The sequence below is a fragment of the Sphingomonas bacterium genome (assembly GCF_028292945.1).
Taxonomy (GTDB): domain Bacteria; phylum Pseudomonadota; class Alphaproteobacteria; order Sphingomonadales; family Sphingomonadaceae; genus Sphingomonas.
On sequence record NZ_JAQGLJ010000045.1, the window covers coordinates 45,868 to 65,785 of the forward strand.

Consider the following 19,918-nt stretch of genomic DNA (forward strand, 5'->3'; position numbering starts at 1 on the left):
GGGGCGCGAGCAATGGAAAACCTAATCCTCTCCGGGCAGTTCAAGCCACCGGCGCCGTATTCGCTTGGCGGTCACTTCGACCAGGTGACGAACAACAAGGGCACGGAACAGCATTTCCGGAACACGGGCAACGTGTTCCGCCTTGGCGTCGACGACCTGTTTCGCGTGATCAGCCTACGGCCGGATCCGCTGGAGCGCGCGGCCTTGCTGGACGTTCTGGAGACGCGGCTGCGATCGTTCGGCGAGTCGCGCAAGTATCTGGAGGCTCCGTCACAGCCGTCCAAACCTCCCGGCGAGGTGATGACCAATTTCTTTATCGAGAATGTGCTTGGCCTCTCCGGTGACACGGCCGAACAGAAGGCGGCTTCCGAAATCCGAGGTTTGCTGCGCAAGGCGCTGGAACTGGGTCTCAATGACCGAGGCAAGTCGCAGCTCAAATTCCTGAAGTGGGCATCAGACGTGGTAGACGCGAAGCCCGGCGACCCGCGGTTCCGCGCCGTACTTGCTGGAGCGGGGGAGCAACTGACCAAGCTTCTTGTCAAGTATCAGCCGATGATCCTTAAGGCGATGGTGCGCCGTGGGCCGATCCCAGCCATTGTCGTCGACCGTTTTCGCAAGCTGATCGCGCTCAGGTTGGCCTGGCGTGTAACCTTCGCGGTTCGCTTTGCCTGGGTATCGCCCGTCCTGCTCGCGCTCGACCTTCTGCTCACCCCCTCCGAGATCGAATCCGACGAGAAAATGCTGTTCCTCGGGCTTTACTCGAAAGTCTGCGAAGATCGCCGTCTCATCTACTCGACGATCTTCGATCGGTGCGATCAGACGGAATGGAAGTACAAAATGGAGCCGATAAGCGCATTGCGGGCGGCTATCCAGGCGGGCTGAGGCGACCGGCATCGGCGCGCGCGTGCTTCCTAACGTTTGGGGTCAGCGCTACAGTCGCTCGTATGATGCCGGCGAACCGGGGCGTCGCGGCGAACAGGGACAAGATCAACGATGACAGACGTTGGCCAGCAGCGCCCCTCAAGACGCGGCAAATCGACGTGACCGGCTCGTTGGTCGCCGAAATCGAAACGCCGGTCTCGGCGCAGGCCGCACAGACCGCGGCGTATCAGCGCAACCCGTACCCCTCGTTCATCCATCCGCTGACGCACCCCGACCGGCTCGCCACCATCGCGCGCCTTTCGGGTCTGGACGCCCCCGATATCGGCACCGCGCGCGTGCTGGAGGTTGGCGTCGGCGACGGGCTCAACCTCCTGTCGATGGCGCAGGCGCTGCCGGACGCGAGCTTCGTGGGCTTCGACATCGAGGCGGAAGGGATCGGTCGCGGGCGCGAGCGCGTGGCGGCGGTAGGGCAGGGCAATGTGCGGCTGGAGGTCGCCGACCTGATGAACGGGGCGCCGGAGATCGATGGCTCGTTCGACTATATCATCGCGCATGGTGTTTTCGCGTGGGTGCCCGAGCCGGTGGCACTGGCGTTGCTGGCGCTGATCGGCGAACGGCTGGCACCCAACGGCGTTGCCTTCGTCAGCTTCAACGCGCTGCCCGGGAGCTACGCGACACAGGCCGTGCGCGAGGCGATGATGAGGGCTGCCGGCAACGCGGAAAACGCCGAAGAGCGACTGGAGCGCGCCCGCGCGTTGTTGCGCGCGATCGCTGAGCCGCGTGGCAATGACGGCCAGGTGCAGAAGGGCTTGCGGATCGTTGCGCGCGAGCGGCTGGAGCGCGACGCCCGCGTGCTGGTTCATGACGAGCTGAGCACATCGTGGCATCCGTGGCACCTCAGCGACGTGCTCGATCGCTCCCGCGAGCACGGTCTGATGTTCCTGGGCGATGCGTCGGCCGAGCTGGTCGTCGACGGCATTCTGATGGACCAGGCCCCCGCGCCGGCACCCGCGCTACAGCAGTTCGTCGAGGCGAGAGCCTGCGCCGATGACGACCTTGCCTTTCGCCAGTTTCGCCGCCTGCTGTTGACCCGCGACGACGCGCTGCCGCGCCGGCACGTCGATCCTCGGGTCATCGAGGGTCTGTTCGCGGCCAGCTATGCCGAGGAGGTCGAACCCGAGACCTTCGCCGCCGGACCGCGCAGGATACGCTGCGATCATCCGCCGTTGCGCGATGCCCTGCGACGCCTGATCGCCGCCTCGCCCGAGCGCATCCCGGTGCGCGATCTTGGCCTGAACGACGCCTATCTTCGCGCGTTGATCGGGCTGTTTGATTACGAGATGCTGTCCCTGCATACGGTGCCCACCTCGTGTTCGCCGACTGTCAGGCAAAGGCCAAAGGCGAGTCCGCTGGCGCGAGTCATGGTGTCGGAGGGGATGGACTGGGCGGCGACGCTGGATCACCGCGTCGTCGCGCTCGATGCGGGCGCGAAGGAGGTTCTGGCGATGCTCGACGGAAGCACGGAGCGGGAGGATGTTTATGCCCGCCTTTCAGGGCGTGGCTTCGATGGCGAAGCCGCAGTGGCGGGGCTGGCCGGAATCGCGCTCCTGACCCGCTGACGGGCGTGGGGATCAGTCGCGCACGAAGCGCCAGCGGCCGGAGTCGCTCTCCGAAGCGTCGAAGCGATACCCCTCCCAGTCGAAAGCACGCATGTCCTCGGGCCGTGCGACCCGATGCTCGACCAGCCAGCGCGCCATCGCGCCGCGCGCGCGCTTGGCACTGAACGAGACGAACCGTCGCTCGCGCCCCTCGCGGAAATCGGCCGCGATCACGCGCACGTCGGCCGGCAAGCGGCCGTCGATCGCCGCCCAGTATTCGTGCGACGCCAGGTTCAACACTGCGCGCGTATCGTCGTGCGCCAGATCGTCGATGAGCGCGCGGGCGATGCGATCCCCCCACCAGTCGGTCAGCCGCGCCTGCCGCGGCGCCCAGCGCGTGCCCATCTCCAGCCGGTATGGCCGCATCAGGTCGAGCGGGCGGAGCAGACCGTACAGGCCCGACAGCATGCGCAGATGGTCCTGCGCGAACCGGATCGAGGGCTCGTCCAGCGTTGCTGCGTCGAGCCCATGATAGACGTCGCCGGCAAAGGCGAACAGTGCCGGACGCTCCGGCGCGTCGGCGAAGCCTGCGAAGCGGTCGTGGTTCAGCTTGGCGAGCGCGGACGAGATCCCCATCAGCTCCCGCAACCGCTTTTGCGGCAGCCGTGCCGCCGATCGCGCCAGGCTGGTTGCCTCGGCGGCGAAGCAGGGGACCGTCGGCTCGACGTCGGGTAGCGCCGTATCATAGTCGAGCGTCTTGGCTGGCGAGATGACCGCGATCATGGCCGCGGGCGGTAGCCGGGCTGTTCAGCTCGTTCAACGGGCGTTCAACGCACGCCGGGCAGGCGGGGCAGGCGGTCGGGGGAAACCCCGTGTCGCTTGAAGGGTTGTCGCCACACCGGTAAAGCCTGGCGAGATCATCGTCGCGGGCCACGTCGCGTCGTCAAGGAGAGTAGCTATGAAGTCTGTCTCGAAGCTCGCGCTCGCCGCGCTGCTCGCCACCGGAATGACCGGTGCCGCACTGACCGCGCCAGCGTTCGCGCAGAAGAAGAAGGATGCGGCGAAGGGGCCGATGCTCAGCGCCAAGGTCGCGCCTGCCGCCAATGCGGCGCAGGTCGCGCTCAGCGTTACGCCGGCAAACCCGGCTGCCGCCGAACCGTTGGTTGCCGCCTTCGAAGCTGTCGCCACGTCGGATTTCGAGCGCTACATCGCCTCCAGGTTTCGCTACAGTGTCGAGGACCAGAAGATAAAGGCGGCGCAGGCTGCCAACCCGCGCGCCGCTCAGGATCAAAGCGGCCTCGCCCGCGCGCTTGACGCGCTGATCGCCAACCCGGCGACACCGGCCGAGGACCGCCCGAAGTTCATGGTTGCCCGTGGCGAGATGGCCTATGCCTCCAAACAATATGCGTCCGCGCTCGATCTGTTCACCAGGGCACAGGCGGCAGGCTATAGCAGCGACAATCTGATGCTCAGCATCGTCAAGGCCAAGGTCGACAGCGGCGACGTCTCCGGCGGCGTCGCGGAACTGGAGCGGGTCATCGCCGCCGCGACCGCGCGGGGAGAAAAGCCGCCCGTCGACTATTACCGCTTTGCGATCAGCCAGTCGAACAAGAAGAAGCTTGGTCCGCAAACCGTGGCGTGGATGAACCGTTATCTCGCTGCCTATCCGAGCGGCAAGACCTGGTACGAGGTGCTGGCGACCTACGGCTTCCAGCAGGGTTCGACCGCGACGCTGACCAATCCGCAGAAGATCGACCTGTTCCGCCTGATGCGCGCGTCGGGCGGGCTTCCCGATCAGTATTTCTACATCGAATATGCGCAAAAGGCGCAGGATGCCGGGTTGCCGCTGGAGACGCAGGCGGTGCTGAAGGAAGGTCTGGCCAATGGCAAGATCCCGGCCGGCAATACCGAGGCGCGGGCCCTGATGGCCGAGGCCGCCGGCAAGATCAGGCTTGAAAGCTCGCTGGCGTCGCTGGAGGCGAAGGCGAACGCGTCTGCCAACGGACTGCTCGCTGGACAGACGGCCGATGCCAACCTGAGCACCGGCAATTACGCAAAGGCGGCGTCGCTGTATCGCACCGCGCTGCAAAAGGGCGGCGTGGATGTCGATACGATCAACACGCGCCTGGGCATCGCGCTGGCGCGATCGGGCGACAAGGCGGGGGCGCAAGCCGCGTTCGCAGCGGTCAAGGCCGGGCCGCGCGGCGAGATCGCAGCGTTCTGGACGACTTGGCTGAACAGCACACCGGCGGCCTGAACCGCGGCGGGTCGTGGTGGCGCCACGGCCCGCTCATTCCACGGATATGGGAATGCCCGACAGCTGCTTGGCGGTGCGGATAGTCAACGACGTCTTGACGCCGGCGACGTTGGGTGCCGACGTAAGCTGGGTGGTCAGCAGCGTCTGGAACGAACTCAGGTCGGCTGCGACGATCTTCAGGATGAAGTCGATCTCGCCGTTGAGCATGTGACACTCGCGCACCTCCGCGATCGCCGCGACATGACGTTCGAACGCGGCAAGATCTGCTTCGGCCTGACTGCGCAGCGACACCATCGCGAACACCGTGATCGGGAAGCCCATCGCTGCAGCGTCGAGGTGAGCGTGATAACCATGGATCGCGCCCGCTTCCTCCAGCGCCCGGACCCGTCGCAGGCAGGGTGGAGCGGTCAGGCCCACCTGCTCGGCCAGATCGACATTGGTCATGCGCCCGTGATCCTGCAGCAGCGCGAGGATGTGCCGGTCGATGCGATCAAAGGTCATGCGCCGGCTTGCTCCTCACGACGACGACTCCGTCGGCGACGACGCCCGAGTCTGAAATAAAATTGCGCCGCGTGCAATCGTCCCACATTGCGACGTGACCGGAAATGGCCCGTTCACGCGGCCGTGCGGGGTTGTTAAGGTTCGCTCAGCCGGCGCCGGTTGGGCGAGCGGTGGAGATCTGTTCCAGTGCGCTTCGATGACAGCCTTGCTACCGTGCTCGCTGCGGATGCCGCTCCCGGAATGGGCGCGCAGGTGGCGTGGCGGCAGCTGGTCGACCTGATCGGCCGGGGGCGCGTAACGGACGTCGCGGGTGGGCTGGATCGGTTGCGCGCGTTGCGTCAGGAGGTGCCAACCTCGGTGCGGGCGGCGAGCGCGCGGGCGATCGTCTGGGGGATGCCGCCGGTCGAGCTGGTGGCGCTGTTTGCCGAGGACGAGACGGCGGTCGCCGCCCCGGTGCTGCGCGCTGCGACGCTGACGAGTGATGACTGGCTGGCGTTGCTCCCCACGCTAACCCCGGCAGCGCGCGCCGTCCTGCGCCATCGCCGCGATCTGCCGTCGGATGTCGTGAGGGGTCTGGAGTCCTTCGGGGCGACGGATTTCGTAATTGCCGATGGCAGCCTGTCGGCACCGGTGGCAGCGATCGTTGCCGACGTGCCGGACGCGCCCGAGGCTGAGCCGGTGGCCACGATTCCGGCCGAAACACCGTTCGTGCCCGTGGGTGACGTAGCGCGCGGGTTGCCGGTGGTCGCCGAGGCGATGCGTCAGGCTGCCGAGCCACCGCGCTCGGAGATCGCCGACCTCGTCGCGCGGATCGAGGCTTTTCGCCGCGACAAGCCGGTCGCACTGCCGCCGGTCCCGAACATCTCCATGGTCCCGGCCGACCCCTCGTCGCCATGCGATCGTTTCCGCTTCGAAACGGATGCGCTGGGCGTGATCCGTTGGGTGGAAGGTGTCGCGCGCGCGCCGTTGATCGGCGTGACGCTAGCGCATGCTGCGATTCAGGGCGTTGCGCAGGTCGACGCGGCCGCGGGCGGCGCGTTGCGGGCGCGCTCCGCGTTCCGCGATGTGCGGCTGGAGCTTGGGGGGAGCTTGCCGATAGCCGGGTCATGGCGGCTGTCGGGTGTACCCGATTTCGATCGCGCGACCGGACGGTTCGTCGGCATTGCCGGCGCTGCGCGCCGCGTGGAGAAGGTGGTGCCGCCGGTGTCGGCATCGGACTCGCTGCGGCAACTCGTTCACGAGCTGCGCACGCCGGCAAATGCGATCGCCGGCTTTTCCGAACTGATCGGGACGGCGCTGCTCGGGCCGGTTCCGCCCGTCTATCGGGATCGCGCGCTGTTGATCCAGCGCGAGGCGGCCGGACTGATCGCCGCGATCGACGATCTCGATACCGCCGCCCGGCTGGAGGGTGACGCGATGGAGCTGCGCTCCGGGACGGTGGACCTGGGCGCGCTGCTCGCCCGCCTGATCGGGGAACTGCGCCCTGCAGCCGGTGAGCGCGGCCCGTCGCTGGTGCTCGACGCCGAACCCGGCGCGCTGATCCGGGCCGACGATCGCGCGGTCGAACGCCTCCTGGAACGACTGCTCACCACCTTGGTAGCTGTCGCCGCGCCGGGCGAGCGACTGCGCGCGCAACTGGCGGTCAAGACGCGGCTGGTGCGGCTGCACCTTACTCGGCCGCGCGCGCTGCCGGCGGCCACCGATGATGCCCTGCTGGCGATGGACGACGAGGCGGAGCGCGAGGGGGGGCCGCTGCTGGGCGTCGGCTTCACGTTGCGGCTGGTACGTAATCTGGCGGCTTCGCTCGGCGGATCGCTTACGGTCACCTCCGACCGGCTGACCCTGCGCCTGCCCGCCGCGCAGCTCGACGGGCTAGATCGCGCAGCGGTTCAGTGACCGGCACGGCGCGCCACGCCGAACCGATCATGCGGTCCACCTGACCTGTAGAAAAATGGTCGGGGAGACAGGATTCGAACCTGCGACCCTCTGGTCCCAAACCAGATGCGCTACCAGGCTGCGCCACTCCCCGAGCTGGTGTTCGTGCGCTTAGCGAAGCCGGACGAAAGAGGCAACGAGGGTGTCGTTGCTCGGATGCAGCGCGTGGTGGGCCCGGCAGGATTCGAACCCGCGACCTAGCCGTTATGAGCGGCCAGCTCTAACCGCTGAGCTACAGGCCCACGCGTGAATGCGGCTACCCCAACCGCGCGCAAAGAAAAAGGGCGCTCCCGGGTTGCGGGAACGCCCTTATCTTCGCTGGCCCGCCGCGGCAAAGCCGCGTCGTCGAACGGGCTCGGCTTACCGGGCCAGGCCGTGTCGCACGCAGCTTCGCTGCGCGTCCGTCCGTCGGCTTATTGCAGGTTCGCCTTGGCGGCCTCGGCGGCGTCCTCGACGTTGTCCTTGGCTTCCTCGAGGTTGTCGGCTGCACCTTCGAGCGCGGCTGCTTCGGCCGAATTCGCGGTGTTCTCGGCCAGGTCTTCAAGGTTGTCGGCGGCGTTCTCGAGGCCCGCTTCCATCATAGCGGCGTTGTTGTCGATAGCCGCTTCCTGCGGCGACGGCTTGCTGCAAGCCGCGAGCGACAAAAGGCCGGCGGCAGCGACGGCGAGTACGATGTTCTTCATGTGATTTACTCCGAAACAGTTGATTTGCTCGACTCGATCAGTTCGAATCCGTGGTGTCGTCCGCATGATCTTCGGCGTTGTCGGTGGCGGCCTGCTGCGCCTCGGCCTTGTTCTCGAGCACCGCCTCGGCCGTGTCGTTGCCGGCGTCATCGGCGGCTTCTGCGGCCGCTTCCGTGTTGTCGGTCACCGCCTGCATGTTGTCGGCCATCGCCTCGCGGTTCTGTTCGACAGCCTCATCAGCCTTCGAGTTGCACGCTGCCAGCGACATCAGACCCGCGCCCAGCGCGACCAGTACGATCTTCTTCATGAGGGTTTCCTCGAACAGAACCAATCGCGCCGGCCCCGCGCCGTTGCGACGTGTTTCCAATATCCTACCGGCCGAGTAGGTCAATAAAAAAATGTGGCCAAAAAGTGGCGGCGATTAAGGCAGCACTGTGCCGGGCCGCAACTCCTCGGGCGCGAATGCCACCACGGCGAGCATCGCCGTCCATGCGGCCACGTTCTGGCGCAGCTGCTCTGGATCGACGCGATCGAGCGTATCGTCAGGAGTGTGGTGAATGTCGAAGTAACGAAGGCCCGACTGGTTGAGGTCGACCGCGCCCACACCCTGTGCGAACAGCGGGCCGACATCCGCGCCATCGTGGGCCTTGCCCGGACCACGGCTGATCCCCAGTGGCGACAGCGCCACGCCCAGACGGTCCGCCGCCGCCGCACCGCTCGGCGCGAAATTGGTCTCGACCCGCCAGATGCGATCAGCACCGAAATCGGATTCCGCGGCCACCGCGTGCCGCTCGCCGGCATGCGCGGATCCGTAGGCGCGGCCGCCGAACACGCCGACCTCCTCGGCCCCGAACCAGACCACCCGGATCGTGCGGCGCGGTCGTCGGCCGGAGTCCATGATCCGCTTCGCCGCCGCCGTCACGATCGCGACGCCCGTGGCATCGTCGACCGCGCCCGTACCGAGATCCCACGAATCGAGATGACCGCCGACCAGGACGATGCCAGCGCCCGGATCGGTGCCGGGCACCTCCGCGATGACGTTGCCGGAAGTGCCTTGCCCCAGCTGGCGCGGCGTCAGCACCAACCGCATCGTGATCGGCCGCCCTCGCGCCGCGATCCGCTCCAGCTGGTCGGCGTCGGGATTCGACAGAGCGGCGGCGGGTATGGCCGCCACGTCGGCGGGGAAGTTGGTGCCGCCGGTATGGGGTAGCCGCTGGTTGTCCGTGCCGATCGACCGCACGACGATGCCGACCGCGCCCTTGCGCGCCGCGAGCGCCGGACCGACGCGCCGCGCCGCACCGGACGCGCCATAGCTGGAGCCATCCTGCGTCGGGGCCATTGCGTGGCCGACATAGGCGATCTTACCGCGCAACGAACCATCGGGCGCGGCAAGCAGGTCGTTATAGTCGCGGAAGATCACCACCGGCGCGGTGATCCCCGCCGCCGGCGTCGCGCCCGAATTGCCGAGCGCGGTCAGCGCCAGCTTCTGCGGAAAGGGAGACACGATCTCCGCGCGCTCTTCGCCGCGCACCCAGACGGGGAGGGGGAAGGTCTCGATCCGCACGTTGCGGAAGCCCAGCGCCTTGAGCTTCGCGACCGCCCAGGTCCGCGCCCGCGCCTCGGCTTGCGTGCCAGCGAGACGCTGGCCAATCTCCGTCGTCAGGCCTTCGGTGATGTCATAGGCCAGATCGTCCTTCAGCGCCGCGTCGCGCAGGCGGGTGACAAATGGGTCGACGGCAACCGCGCGTGCCGCGGACGCTGCTGCGGGCTGGACGGGTGTCTGCGCGGCAGCGGGGGCGGCGGCGACGGCAATGGCGAGCAGGGCGATTCTCTTCATGCCGCCGACGGTTACGGGTCCGCTGCCGGTTTGCCAATTCGCGCCCTCGCGCCTACATGCGGATGCGACTTCCCACCGCCACCATTCGGAGCGCGAGCGACCATCATGGCCGTCCAATACACCTATGTCATGAAGGGGCTGACCAAGACCTTTCCCGGCGCCAACAAGCCCGTGCTCAACAACATCCACCTGCAGTTCATTCCGGGCGCGAAGATCGCGATCATCGGGCCGAACGGGTCGGGCAAGTCGACGCTGATGAAGATCATGGGCGGCATCGACACCGAGTTCACCGGCGAGGCGTGGGCCGCCGAGGGGCTCAAGGTCGGCTATCTGCCGCAGGAACCGCAGCTCGATAATTCCAAGACGGTGATCGAGAATGTCCGGCTGGGCGCGGGGCCGGTCGTCGGCATGGTCGAGCGGTTCAACGCGATCTCCGCGGAGATGGGCGATCCCAAGGACGACACCGACTTCGACGCGCTGATGGAAGAGATGGGCGTTCTTCAGGAGAAGATCGACGCCGCCGACGGCTGGTCGCTCGACAGCCAGCTGGAGCAGGCGATGGAGGCGATGCGCTGCCCGCCGTCGGACTCCGCCGTCACCAATCTGTCCGGCGGCGAGAAGCGCCGCGTCGCGCTGGTCCAGCTGCTGCTCGAAAAGCCCGACATCCTGCTGCTCGACGAGCCGACCAACCATCTCGACGCCGAAAGCGTCGGCTGGCTGGAGAACTTCCTGAAGGAGTATCAGGGCAACGTCATCCTCGTCACCCACGACCGCTACTTCCTCGACAACGTCGTCAACTGGGTGCTCGAGCTCGATCGCGGGCGCTACTACACCTACGAAGCCAATTACTCCGGCTACCTGGAAAAGAAGGCGAAGCGGCTGGAGCAGGAGGAGCGCGAGGAGCAGGGCAAGCAGCGCGCGATCGCCGACGAGCTCGCCTGGATGCGCCAGACCCCCAAGGCGCGCCAGACCAAGTCCAAGGCCCGCATCCGCGCGTTCGACGAGCTGATGGAAAAGCAGGAGAACCGCGTCGCGGGCAAGGCCGCGATCCTGATCCAGCTGCCCGAGCGCCTCGGTGGCAAGGTGATCGAGGCCAAGGGGCTGACCAAGGCCTATGGCGACAAGCTGCTGTTCGACAATCTGGACTTCACGCTGCCGCCGGGCGGCATCGTGGGCGTGATCGGGCCGAACGGCGCAGGCAAGTCGACGCTGTTCAAGCTCATCACCGGGCAGGAGACGCCGGACTCGGGCACGATCGAGGTCGGCACGACGGTGAAGCTCGGTTTCGTCGACCAGAGCCGCGACGATCTCGACCCGACCAAGAACGTCTGGGAAGAGATCAGCGACAAGCTGGAGGTGTTCCGCTTCGGCAAGCAGGAACTCGGTACGCGCGCCTATGTCGCCGCGTTCAACTTCCGCGGTCCCGACCCGCAGCAGAAGGTCGGCCAGCTATCGGGCGGCGAGCGCAACCGCGTTCACATGGCCAAGATGCTCAAGGAAGGCGGCAACGTCCTGCTGCTCGACGAGCCGACCAACGATCTCGACGTCGAGACGCTTCGCGCGCTGGAAGAGGCGCTGGAGTCGTTCGCCGGCTGCGCGGTGGTGATCAGCCACGACCGCTTCTTCCTAGATCGCCTGTGCACGCACATCCTGGCGTTCGAGGGTGATAGCCATGTCGAATGGTTCGAGGGGAACTTCGAGTCGTACGAAGAGGATAAGCGGCGCCGGCTGGGCGACGCGGCCGACCGGCCGACCCGGCTGGCGTACAAGAAGCTGACACGCTGATCTGCGTCAATCGGCTGGAACACGGTCGATCTCCTCTCGTTTTTCACGAAAGAGAGGAGATCGGCGATGGCTCAGAAGGGCGCAGGCGGCAATCCGGGCGCGGTGACCAAGAAGGGCGGCGATCCCGGATCGGGCGCGAAGAGCAAGACGACCGGTGGCAAGGGCGGCGGCGGCCGTTCCGGCGGCTCGAAGAGCGGCGGTGGCGGCAACAGCGGCGGCGGATCGACCGGCGGATCGAAGTAGGCGGTCAGAGTCCGTCAGTGGCGATCGTCAGACCGGGGATCGTCGCCGACGTGATCGGCTGGCCGAACTCTATCCTACCCCTGTCGGCGTATAGCTCGCCGGCCGGCGACCACATATGGTGGAGGGCGCGCGCGTTGAAGTATCCGACAGGTCGACCGAAGGAGCGATCCAGGTCTTGAGCGTGCTACCGAGCGCTGCCAGCGCCCCGTAAAGGCGCCCATGCAGTTCGGCCTGAACACCGGCGTGACGACTGGGGATCGCGTTCACCCCCCAGATCTCCCCGTCCAGCAACTCGGTCCTGACGTGACCGTCAAGGAGCCGTTCGCCTCCAGCAGCAGGAAGTCGTCCCGGCTGAGCTTTCAGACATGCTGCCCGGCCTCGGCAGTCATTGGCTGATGTGCCGTCATGCTGACGATATCCTGCCGGCGAGCGCTTGATAGTCTAGCGCAGCCGCTTGACCCAGGCGCGCCCGCCCTCGCGCTTCTCGATCTGGAAGTTGGGCACTGCCGCGATCAGGTCGCTCAGGCGCTGGTAGCCATAGTTGCGCACGTCGAAGCTGGAGCGGTTGGCGGCGAGCTGGCCCATTGCGGACAGGCTGACAAAGCCGCGCTCGTCGCGCTTGGTGGCGTCGTAGGCGTCGATCAGCAGCTTGAGCAGCTCGGCGTCGACGGGGGCCTTCTTTGCAGATCGGGTGCCGCTGATCGGCGGGGGCAGGGCCTCGTCGATCGGCACGTCGACGTTCACCACCGGCGCTGCCGGGGCGGCCTCTCCGTCCAGCTTGTCGACATCGAAGAAGCGCGTGCATGCCGTCCGGAACCCCTCGGGCGTGGTGCCGCGCCCGAAGCCGTACACGGGCAGCCCGTCCTGCTTGATCCGCGTCGCCAGCGGCATGAAGTCCGAATCGGACGACATGATCCCGAATCCCTCGACACGGCCCCGGAACAGCAGGTCCATCGCGTCGATCGTCATCTTCATGTCGGTGGCGTTCTTGCCCTTCGTCAGGTCGAACTGCTGCTGCGGCTCAAGCCCATGCTTGATCGACATGTCCTGCCAGCCCTTCAACCCCGGCTTCGACCAGTTGCCGTAGACGCGGCGCACGTTGATCGTGCCGAGCTCGGCCAGCACCGTCAGCACGGGGTCGAGCGCATGCCAGGAGGCGTTGTCCGCGTCGATCAGCAGCGCGATGTTGCGGGTGGGGGTGTCGTCGGTCATCGCGCTGCTCTCGCAGCAGCGGATGGCCGACGTCAACGTCAGCGATCGCTGTCGTACGCCTGATCGTTGGCGATATCGTCCGCCTTTTGCGGGCGGGTGGTGGAGCCGCTGTCGCCCAGCCCCTGCTTGAGGTCGTCCTGCGAGCCGATGTCGGTCTGCAGATGTCCGCCGGCCGAGCCGACGACGGCGCCTGCCTCGCTGCCGGCGACGGCGCCGTCGATCAGCTCGTGATCGTCATGGTCGCGAGCGGTGGTGGTGCGCGGATTCTCGGTCAATGCAGCTCTCCTTCGCAGACCAGAACGGACGGGGCGGGACCACGTTCCTAGCCTGGGTACTCGATCTCGATCACCTCATACTCGCGCTCGCCGGAAGGCAAGGTCACGCGCCGCAGATCACCCACCGCCGCGCCCCGCAGCGCGCGGGCGAGCGGCGCGCTCCAGCCGATGCTGTTGCCCTCGGCTTCGTCGTCCCCGACGATGGTGAGCCGCCGCCAGGCATCGTCGCTGTCGTCGTCGGTCGGGATGATAAGAACCGTCGCGCCGAAATACACCCGGTCGCGGTCCGGCTGTTGCGCTGGATCGACGACCTTGGCCGCCTTCATCCGTCTGGACAGCCAGCCCAGCCGCCGATCGATCTCGCGCAGCCGTTTGCGCCCGTAGATATAGTCGCCGTTCTCCGACCGGTCGCCGTTGCCCGCGGCCCAGGCGATCGTCTCCACCAGCGCCGGGCGTTCGGTGGCGAAGAGCTGCTCGTACTCCGCGCGAAGGGCCCCGAAGCCGGCAGGCGTGATGTAGTTCGGCTTATCCACAGAGTATTGCATCCATACCGACGTAAGCCGGGGTGGAGCGGACGACTAGGAAGGCCGCCGCCCCAGATACCAGCTCAGGTGGTGCGGCCCCCGGCTCTTCGCCCGATCCGGCCGCGTCAGGTCGTAGACCACCGCATTCTCCAGCACGCGCTGCACGTAATTGCGCGTCTCCTGGATCGGGATCGCCTCGATCCAGTCGACCATGTCGATCGCGCCGGTGCGCGGATCGCCGTTGAGGCGCAGCCACTTGTTCACGTTGCCCGGGCCGGCATTGTAGCCCGCCAGCGCCAGCGGATAACTGCCGTAATTGGCGAACACGCGGCGGAAATAGCCGGAGCCGAGCTTCATCGACAGATCGGGATTGGTCAGCAGCTCGCTGGGTTGATAGCTGATCCCCATCTTGCCCGCCTGTTCGCGCGCAGTGCCCGGCATCAGCTGCAACAGCCCGCGCGCGCCGGCCGAGCTGATCGCGGAGCGATTGAACTGGCTTTCCTGACGACCGATCGCATGGATCATCGTCCAGTCGCCCTCATATCCCATCGGCACCGGCAGCGTCGGAAAGCCGATCGCTGCCAGCGACGGCAGCCGATTCGTAAGCGCGCTGCGGCCGATCATCACCGCCAGGTCGGGCCGCTGCAGCTCTCGCCCCAGATCGGCGGCGAGCAGGTGGTCGGACTCGCTCTTCGCATCGAGCGCGATCTGGCGGATGAAGGCGGTCTGATCATCATATTGCCCCAAATTGCCGAGCAGCCGTGCCGCGCGGACGATCTCGCGGCTGCCAAAGGCGGACTTGATCACCGGATCGACCATCCGCGCGCCGACCGGCGCCGGCGCCACCAGCGGGCGGTTCAGTCGCTCCAGCGCCAGCTGCCCGTAGAACTGCTCACGGTATGCGGCCGTCGCCTCCCATAGCCGCTGCGCGTCGGCGGTCTGGCCCGCCCGCTCGGCCGCGCGTGCCGCCCAGTACAGCCCCTTGGAGCGGGTCGACGGCGTCAGCGTGCCATTAGCGTAACGCTCGAACAGCACCGCGGCATCGGCGGGCCGGTTCAGCCGCCGGAATGCGGCTTGGCCGGCGAGCCACGCGAGGCTGGTATAATCGTCGCGCTCGCCATAGCTTCTGGTGGCGACGTCGGTGCCGGGCGGAAAGACATCGATCTGGCGCGCGATGTCATAGGCGGTCTGCCACTGCCCGTCCGCCGCCGCGCCGCGTGCTGCGGTCAGCAGCACCTCCATATATTCCTTCGGATCGCCGGGCAGCGCGCTCAGCCGCCGCGACTGCGCCAGCCATGTCCGGGCGCTCGGCCCGGCGCCATTGTTGCGCAGCCAGGTCGCACGGTCGGCGACGTAGCCGGCGTCGCCGCCGTACAGTGCCGATGTGCTCGCCGAGAGATATGAAGCATCGGCAGCATTGGTGCGGAACGCCAGTCGCGCGGCGAACACCGGGCGGCGCTGGGGCGAGACATAGGCGAGGCCCGGCGCCGCCGCGCCCAGCTGACCCGCCCAGATCAGGGCATCCATCCGCGCCTCGTGATCCGCCGTCGTCAGCTGCGGTCCGAAGCTCGCCAGCACGTCGCGCTCGTCCGACGGCGCAAGCGAGCCGCCGCGCCACGCCGCGCGCGCCGCCCCCAGCGCCTCGCCAAGTTGGCCGGTCGCCAACAGGGCGCGGGCGTGGGCAACGCGGCCGCCATTGGTCTGCGGCGGAAAGACGCGGAACAACCGCGTGACGCTGGACGGCGACGCCGTGCCCGCCTTGGCCTCGGCGGCGCGCCGGATCGTCGCCTCGTTGGGCCAGCCGGGGTGCGCGAGCAGGAAGTCTGCATAGCTGTCGAACGGCAGCTGGCTGGTGTCGCTCACCACCCGCCATTGCGCCAGCGTCGCCGCGATCGACTGATCGGGCGCGGTCGCACCCGGCAGCGGTTGCACGAACTGCGGTGCGCTGTAGGAGCTGATCGCGGCGAGTGCGGCGACCGCGAGAATGGTGAGCGAGGCGGGAGCAATCATGTGGACAGGATACCGGTCGCGCCAGTATCTGTCCTGAACGAAATGGCCGCGCTTGGCCAAATGAGGCCGCATCTCGATGTTTTCCGGATCGATTCCCGCGCTGGTCACGCCGTTCGATGACGGCGGCGGCTTCGCGGAGCAAGCGTTTCGCGACTTGATCGAATGGCAGATCGCGGAAGGTTCGTCGGCGCTGGTCGCCTGCGGCACCACCGGCGAAGCGGCGACACTGAACAAGGCCGAGCACTTCCACGTCGTGCGCGTCTGCGTCGAACAGGCGAGGGGCCGCGTCCCGGTGATCGCCGGCGCGGGTTCCAACGACACGCGCGTGGCGGTCGACAACCTGACTGCGGCGAAGGAAGCGGGCGCGGACGCGGCGCTGATGGTGCCGCCCTACTACAATCGCCCGAGCCAGGACGGGATCGCGCAGCATTTCGCCGCGTTGGCAGGGGCGACGGCGCTGCCGATCATCCTCTACAACGTTCCCGGCCGCACGGTGACGGACATCCTGCCCGCGACGGTGATCCGTATCGTGCAGGAGAATCCGGCGGTCTTCATCGGCATCAAGGATGCGACCGGCGACCTCGCGCGCGTGTCGCAGCATCGTGCGGCGCTCGGAGCGGACTGGTGCCAGCTTTCCGGCAACGACGACCTGGCGTTGGCTTTCAACGTCATGGGCGGGCGCGGGTGCATTTCCGTCACCGCCAACGCCGCCCCCCGCCTTTGCGCCGAATTCCAGGCCGCCTGCGCCACGGGCGACATTGCGCGCGCACGCGAGCTGCACGACCGCCTGTTCCCGCTTCACCAGGCGATGTTCACCGACGCGTCGCCCGGCCCTGTCAAATATGCGCTTAGCCGGGTGCGGTCCGAGACGCCGCGCGGCCTGAGGCTGCCGATGACATGGCCCTCAGAGGCGGCGCAGGCTGCGGTGGACGACGCGCTGACGCATGCCGGCCTGTAGTGCTGATGGTGGTAGCATTGCTGTAGGCGATCGCCGGTCCCGCGCTGCCGTTGGCGCGCCGTTCTTCCATGACCCCCCTGTCCGCCAGTTACGTCAACCGATGACGGGGTCGTCTGCGCGCGTTCGCAGGACTTCCACCGCCTGAAGCCGCTGCCGCCCCCCGCGGACACGGCACCGCATGACCTTGAAACGGCAAGCTTCCGCTAAGCAGCCGACCCTCCTACATGCGTCCGCATGGCCCGCCCCAAACCCCTCGTGTTCGACAAGCAGAAGATCGTCGCGGAGAACCGTCGTGCGCGGTTCGAATATTCGGTCGAGCAGGTGTTCGAGGCCGGCATCGCGCTGAAGGGTACGGAGGTCAAATCGCTGCGCTCCGGCCAGGGGTCGATCGCGGAATCCTATGCGGAGGTTCGCGGCGAGGAGGTGTGGCTGGTCAACGCCAACGTTCCCGAGTTCAGCCACGGCAACCGGTTCAACCACGAGGCCAAGCGCCCGCGCAAGCTGTTGCTGCACGAGCGCGAGGTCAACAAGCTGCATGGCGCGGTCGCGCGCGAGGGCATGACGCTGGTACCGCTGTCGGTCTATTTCAACGCCCGTGGCCGCGCGAAGGTTGAGCTGGCGCTCGCCAAGGGTCGCAAGGACCATGACAAGCGCGAACACATCAAGGAGCGCGAGTGGAAGAAGGAGGCCGGACGGCTGCTGCGCGACAAGGGATGAGAATCGATCGACCATCGTCGACCGCCGCCGCGCCAGCTGCTCTTGACCAGCACCCGCACCTCGCCCGAAGCAGCGCCATGGCCACTGCCCCGATCCCGACGCCCCTGACGCCCACACGCACCGCCGCGCTCGTTGCCGTTGCCGCCGGCCTGCTGGCCGCGTTGCTCGCCTTGTGGGCGATTGACAGCGCGGCGATCGCCGCCGGGTTCCTAGCTGCGGCGCTGATCATCGCCGGAGCCGCCGCAGCTTATCGTCTGCTCGCGCCTGCCGCGCCTGCCGCGCCTTCCGATACCGATTGGACCCTGGCGCGCAGTCTCGTCGCCGCGAGCGACGACGCGGTCGCGGTGACCGACCGCGCGGGCCGCCTGGTGTGCGCCAACGACGCATTTCAATCACTGTTCCGGGGTTTCCCCACGCCGCCGGGCCTGCCGCTCGACGATGCGGGCGTCGCCGCGCTTGGTGCCGCCGGGCGCGCGGCGTGGCGTGACGGGGAGGGCAGGGCCGACCGGCTCCAGCTCGACGACCAGCGTCTGTCCGCGTCGGTCAGCCGGGCTGGCGCGGACGCCGATCTGCTCGTCTGGCGCTTTGCCACCGCCGTCGAACAGGACCTTGCCGGCACGCTCGCCACCCTGCTCGCGGGGCCGACGGGCGCGCAGCTCGGGCGCAATGGCGTCATGGCGGCGCTGATCGAGGCGGATGGCCGCGTCCGCGCCGCAAACCCGGTGCTCGCGCAACGCGCGCTCGGGCGCAGCGATGCGGAGCTGGTGGGGCGGGACTTCGCCCACCTCCTTATCACCGATAGTCGCGGGCTGGTCCGCTTCGAACGCGAGGGGCTGGAGGGCACGCCGTTGCGCGTCGTGCAGATCCCGTTCGCCGATGGTGACGACGGCCCGGTGCTGGTCGCGCTGCTGGACGACGAGGACGGCACGCCCGCGATCGGCGCGTCGGCATCGGCGCATGTCCGATCGCTGGTCTCGCTCATGCCGTTCGGCATGGCGCTGGTCGATCGCGACGGCCGCTTCCTGCAGATGAATGACGCGTTCCTGCGCGCGGCACAGGTCGATGCGAGCGCGCCACCGCTCTATCCGGGCGACCTCGTCGTGCGCGAGGACAAGGGCGCGGTCGCTGATGCGGTGCGGCGGTTCGCGGGCGGCGCGACGCATTCCGCCGACATGGCGGTGCGGCTGAAGCACCACCCCGACGAACCCGTCGCCCTCACCATCGCTGGCGCACGCGGGCTGGGCGACGCGGCCGTGCTGCTCAGCCTCAAGGACAATAGCGAGGAGACGCGGCTGAAGCGCGAGGTGGCGCAGGCAACCAAGATGCAGGCGGTCGGCCAGCTCGCGGGCGGTGTCGCGCACGACTTCAACAACATCCTCACCGCCATCATCGGCCATTGCGACCTGATGCTGATGCGTCACTCGCCCGGCGACAGCGACTATGACGACATCCAGCAGATCCGCGCCAACTCGAACCGCGCCGCCGCGTTGACCCGCCAGCTGCTCGCGTTCAGCCGGCAGCAGACCTTGCGTCCGCAGGTGCTGCAGCTGCCGGACGTCGTGTCGGAGGTGTCCAACCTGCTCAAGCGGCTGATGGGCGAGACGGTGCGTCTCGACGTCCATCACGGCCGCAATCTGGGCGCCGTGCGCGCCGATCCCGGGCAGCTCGAACAGGTGGTCGTCAATCTCGCGGTCAATGCACGCGACTCCATTCTCGCCGCCAATCCCCGCGGTGGCGGTACGCTGACGATCCGGTCGGAGGCCGTCTCCACGGCGGAAGTCCGCGCGCTCGGCAACGACGTGCTGCCGCCCGCCGACTATACCGCGCTGATCGTCAGCGACACCGGGGGTGGCATCGCGCCCGAGATCATCGGCAAGATCTTCGAGCCGTTCTTCTCGACCAAGGACAAGTTCAAGGGCACGGGCCTTGGGCTGTCGGTCGTGTACGGTATCGTTAAACAGTCCGGCGGCTGGATCTTTGCCGAATCACCGCCCGGCGAAGGCGCGCGCTTCACCATCTATCTGCCCGTCCATGCGGCGGGACCGGTCGCGAGGGTGCCGACCCGCGCGCCCGCCAAGCCGGTCGAGACCTGGGGCACCGGCACCGTGTTGCTGGTCGAGGACGAGGACATGGTCCGCGCCGTCGCCGAGCGCGCGCTGACGCGGCAGGGGTACAGCGTGCTTACCGCCGAACATGGCGAGGCCGCGCTGGAGCTGTTGGAGACGAGCGGGCGACCGGACCTGCTGATCTCCGATGTGGTGATGCCGACGATGGACGGGCCGACGATGGTCGCCAAGGTTCGCGAGCGGTATCCCGACCTCCCCGTCATCTTCATGTCGGGCTATGCCGAGGAACAGCTGCGGCGCTCGATCGACCTCGACCAGGTCGCTTTCCTGCCCAAACCCTTTTCGGTGCAGCAGCTCGCGGAGGCTGCGCGCGACGCGCTGGCGCGCGTGTAACAAGTCGCTGGCACACCTTGAAAATGCTGCTAGATGCGCGAT

Annotated in this window: 18 protein-coding genes and 2 tRNA genes; 9 read left to right on the forward strand and 11 right to left on the reverse strand. The window is 67.6% G+C overall.

What is annotated here, in order from left to right; all coding sequences use genetic code 11:
- The first annotated feature begins 12 nt into the window (after positions 1–12).
- Both JWN21_RS05835 and JWN21_RS05840 read left to right on the forward strand, forming a co-directional pair.
- The gene (locus JWN21_RS05835; protein ID WP_299647198.1) at positions 13–882 is read left to right on the forward strand and encodes a hypothetical protein; all 870 of its coding nucleotides are present in this window, start codon (positions 13–15) and stop codon (positions 880–882) included.
- A 158-nt stretch (positions 883–1,040) separates the two neighbouring features.
- The gene (locus tag JWN21_RS05840) at positions 1,041–2,501 is read left to right on the forward strand and encodes a class I SAM-dependent methyltransferase (RefSeq protein WP_299647200.1); all 1,461 of its coding nucleotides are present in this window, start codon (positions 1,041–1,043) and stop codon (positions 2,499–2,501) included.
- Between the two features lie 12 nt (positions 2,502–2,513).
- Here the strand turns inward: JWN21_RS05840 and JWN21_RS05845 are convergent, their stop codons facing one another.
- Positions 2,514–3,263 carry a YaaA family protein gene (locus JWN21_RS05845; protein ID WP_299647202.1) on the reverse strand — a complete coding sequence of 250 codons (750 nt, stop codon included), beginning with the start codon at positions 3,261–3,263 and terminating at the stop codon, positions 2,514–2,516.
- A 175-nt stretch (positions 3,264–3,438) separates the two neighbouring features.
- Between JWN21_RS05845 and JWN21_RS05850 the strand changes: the two genes are divergently transcribed.
- Entirely contained in the window at positions 3,439–4,737 is a 1,299-nt protein-coding gene (locus tag JWN21_RS05850; RefSeq protein WP_299647204.1) for a hypothetical protein, read from the forward strand.
- Between the two features lie 33 nt (positions 4,738–4,770).
- Here the strand turns inward: JWN21_RS05850 and JWN21_RS05855 are convergent, their stop codons facing one another.
- Positions 4,771–5,238 (reverse strand): Lrp/AsnC family transcriptional regulator, encoded by a 468-nt coding sequence (locus JWN21_RS05855; RefSeq protein ID WP_299647206.1) that lies wholly within the window; start codon positions 5,236–5,238, stop codon positions 4,771–4,773.
- Between the two features lie 186 nt (positions 5,239–5,424).
- Here JWN21_RS05855 and JWN21_RS05860 point away from each other — a divergent pair, with 186 nt between their 5' ends.
- Positions 5,425–7,134, forward strand: a complete 1,710-nt coding sequence (locus JWN21_RS05860) for a hypothetical protein (RefSeq protein ID WP_299647208.1) — start codon at positions 5,425–5,427, stop codon at positions 7,132–7,134.
- Between the two features lie 56 nt (positions 7,135–7,190).
- Here JWN21_RS05860 and JWN21_RS05865 read toward each other — a convergent pair.
- The 5 genes from JWN21_RS05865 to JWN21_RS05885 all read right to left on the reverse strand — a co-directional run bounded on the left by JWN21_RS05865 (position 7,191) and on the right by JWN21_RS05885 (position 9,693).
- A tRNA-Pro gene (locus JWN21_RS05865) sits at positions 7,191–7,267 on the reverse strand.
- 72 nt (positions 7,268–7,339) lie between these two features.
- A tRNA-Ile gene (locus JWN21_RS05870) sits at positions 7,340–7,415 on the reverse strand.
- Positions 7,416–7,586: 171 nt separating this feature from the next.
- Complete coding sequence (locus tag JWN21_RS05875) at positions 7,587–7,856, reverse strand: hypothetical protein (protein WP_299647210.1); 270 nt, start codon at positions 7,854–7,856, stop codon at positions 7,587–7,589.
- A gap of 37 nt (positions 7,857–7,893) precedes the next feature.
- Positions 7,894–8,247 carry a hypothetical protein gene (locus JWN21_RS05880; RefSeq protein WP_299647212.1) on the reverse strand — a complete coding sequence of 118 codons (354 nt, stop codon included), beginning with the start codon at positions 8,245–8,247 and terminating at the stop codon, positions 7,894–7,896.
- 30 nt (positions 8,248–8,277) lie between these two features.
- Positions 8,278–9,693, reverse strand: coding sequence for a M20/M25/M40 family metallo-hydrolase (locus JWN21_RS05885; protein WP_299647214.1), 1,416 nt, complete (start codon positions 9,691–9,693; stop codon positions 8,278–8,280).
- A gap of 105 nt (positions 9,694–9,798) precedes the next feature.
- Between JWN21_RS05885 and ettA the strand changes: the two genes are divergently transcribed.
- The gene (ettA, locus tag JWN21_RS05890) at positions 9,799–11,478 is read left to right on the forward strand and encodes an energy-dependent translational throttle protein EttA (protein WP_299647216.1); all 1,680 of its coding nucleotides are present in this window, start codon (positions 9,799–9,801) and stop codon (positions 11,476–11,478) included.
- A gap of 66 nt (positions 11,479–11,544) precedes the next feature.
- A complete protein-coding gene (locus tag JWN21_RS05895; RefSeq protein ID WP_299647218.1) occupies positions 11,545–11,721 on the forward strand; it encodes a hypothetical protein in 177 nt (58 codons plus the stop codon).
- 441 nt (positions 11,722–12,162) lie between these two features.
- Here the strand turns inward: JWN21_RS05895 and JWN21_RS05900 are convergent, their stop codons facing one another.
- The 4 genes from JWN21_RS05900 to JWN21_RS05915 are packed head-to-tail and all read right to left on the reverse strand — an operon-like array spanning position 12,163 to position 15,814.
- Positions 12,163–12,933: an NYN domain-containing protein gene (locus JWN21_RS05900; protein WP_299647220.1), complete on the reverse strand. Its 771-nt coding sequence runs from the start codon at positions 12,931–12,933 to the stop codon at positions 12,163–12,165.
- Between the two features lie 38 nt (positions 12,934–12,971).
- Complete coding sequence (locus tag JWN21_RS05905; RefSeq protein ID WP_299647222.1) at positions 12,972–13,208, reverse strand: hypothetical protein; 237 nt, start codon at positions 13,206–13,208, stop codon at positions 12,972–12,974.
- 47 nt (positions 13,209–13,255) lie between these two features.
- Complete coding sequence (locus JWN21_RS05910; RefSeq protein WP_299647224.1) at positions 13,256–13,741, reverse strand: GreA/GreB family elongation factor; 486 nt, start codon at positions 13,739–13,741, stop codon at positions 13,256–13,258.
- Between the two features lie 45 nt (positions 13,742–13,786).
- On the reverse strand, positions 13,787–15,814 hold the full coding sequence (locus tag JWN21_RS05915) for a lytic transglycosylase domain-containing protein (protein WP_299647226.1): 2,028 nt from the start codon (positions 15,812–15,814) through the stop codon (positions 13,787–13,789).
- 4 nt (positions 15,815–15,818) lie between these two features.
- Between JWN21_RS05915 and dapA the strand changes: the two genes are divergently transcribed.
- The 3 genes from dapA to JWN21_RS05930 all read left to right on the forward strand — a co-directional run bounded on the left by dapA (position 15,819) and on the right by JWN21_RS05930 (position 19,876).
- Complete coding sequence (dapA, locus tag JWN21_RS05920) at positions 15,819–16,700, forward strand: 4-hydroxy-tetrahydrodipicolinate synthase (RefSeq protein WP_299647227.1); 882 nt, start codon at positions 15,819–15,821, stop codon at positions 16,698–16,700.
- Between the two features lie 234 nt (positions 16,701–16,934).
- A complete protein-coding gene (gene smpB / locus JWN21_RS05925) occupies positions 16,935–17,417 on the forward strand; it encodes an SsrA-binding protein SmpB (protein ID WP_299647229.1) in 483 nt (160 codons plus the stop codon).
- Between the two features lie 77 nt (positions 17,418–17,494).
- The gene (locus JWN21_RS05930; protein ID WP_299647231.1) at positions 17,495–19,876 is read left to right on the forward strand and encodes a PAS domain-containing sensor histidine kinase; all 2,382 of its coding nucleotides are present in this window, start codon (positions 17,495–17,497) and stop codon (positions 19,874–19,876) included.
- Positions 19,877–19,918: the final 42 nt, after the last annotated feature.

Excerpts from the sequence above, each read along its gene's own strand:
- JWN21_RS05835 (WP_299647198.1), top strand. The coding sequence starts at position 13 with ATGGAAAACCTAATCCTCTCCGGGCAGTTCAAGCCACCGGCGCCGTAT.
- JWN21_RS05845 (WP_299647202.1), bottom strand. The coding sequence starts at position 3,263 with ATGATCGCGGTCATCTCGCCAGCCAAGACGCTCGACTATGATACGGCG.
- JWN21_RS05850 (WP_299647204.1), top strand. The coding sequence starts at position 3,439 with ATGAAGTCTGTCTCGAAGCTCGCGCTCGCCGCGCTGCTCGCCACCGGA.
- JWN21_RS05855 (WP_299647206.1), bottom strand. The coding sequence starts at position 5,238 with ATGACCTTTGATCGCATCGACCGGCACATCCTCGCGCTGCTGCAGGAT.
- JWN21_RS05875 (WP_299647210.1), bottom strand. The coding sequence starts at position 7,856 with ATGAAGAACATCGTACTCGCCGTCGCTGCCGCCGGCCTTTTGTCGCTC.
- JWN21_RS05885 (WP_299647214.1), bottom strand. The coding sequence starts at position 9,693 with ATGAAGAGAATCGCCCTGCTCGCCATTGCCGTCGCCGCCGCCCCCGCT.
- ettA (WP_299647216.1), top strand. The coding sequence starts at position 9,799 with ATGGCCGTCCAATACACCTATGTCATGAAGGGGCTGACCAAGACCTTT.
- JWN21_RS05895 (WP_299647218.1), top strand. The coding sequence starts at position 11,545 with ATGGCTCAGAAGGGCGCAGGCGGCAATCCGGGCGCGGTGACCAAGAAG.
- JWN21_RS05900 (WP_299647220.1), bottom strand. The coding sequence starts at position 12,933 with ATGACCGACGACACCCCCACCCGCAACATCGCGCTGCTGATCGACGCG.
- JWN21_RS05915 (WP_299647226.1), bottom strand. The coding sequence starts at position 15,814 with ATGCGGCCTCATTTGGCCAAGCGCGGCCATTTCGTTCAGGACAGATAC.
- dapA (WP_299647227.1), top strand. The coding sequence starts at position 15,819 with ATGTTTTCCGGATCGATTCCCGCGCTGGTCACGCCGTTCGATGACGGC.
- smpB (WP_299647229.1), top strand. The coding sequence starts at position 16,935 with ATGGCCCGCCCCAAACCCCTCGTGTTCGACAAGCAGAAGATCGTCGCG.
- JWN21_RS05930 (WP_299647231.1), top strand. The coding sequence starts at position 17,495 with ATGGCCACTGCCCCGATCCCGACGCCCCTGACGCCCACACGCACCGCC.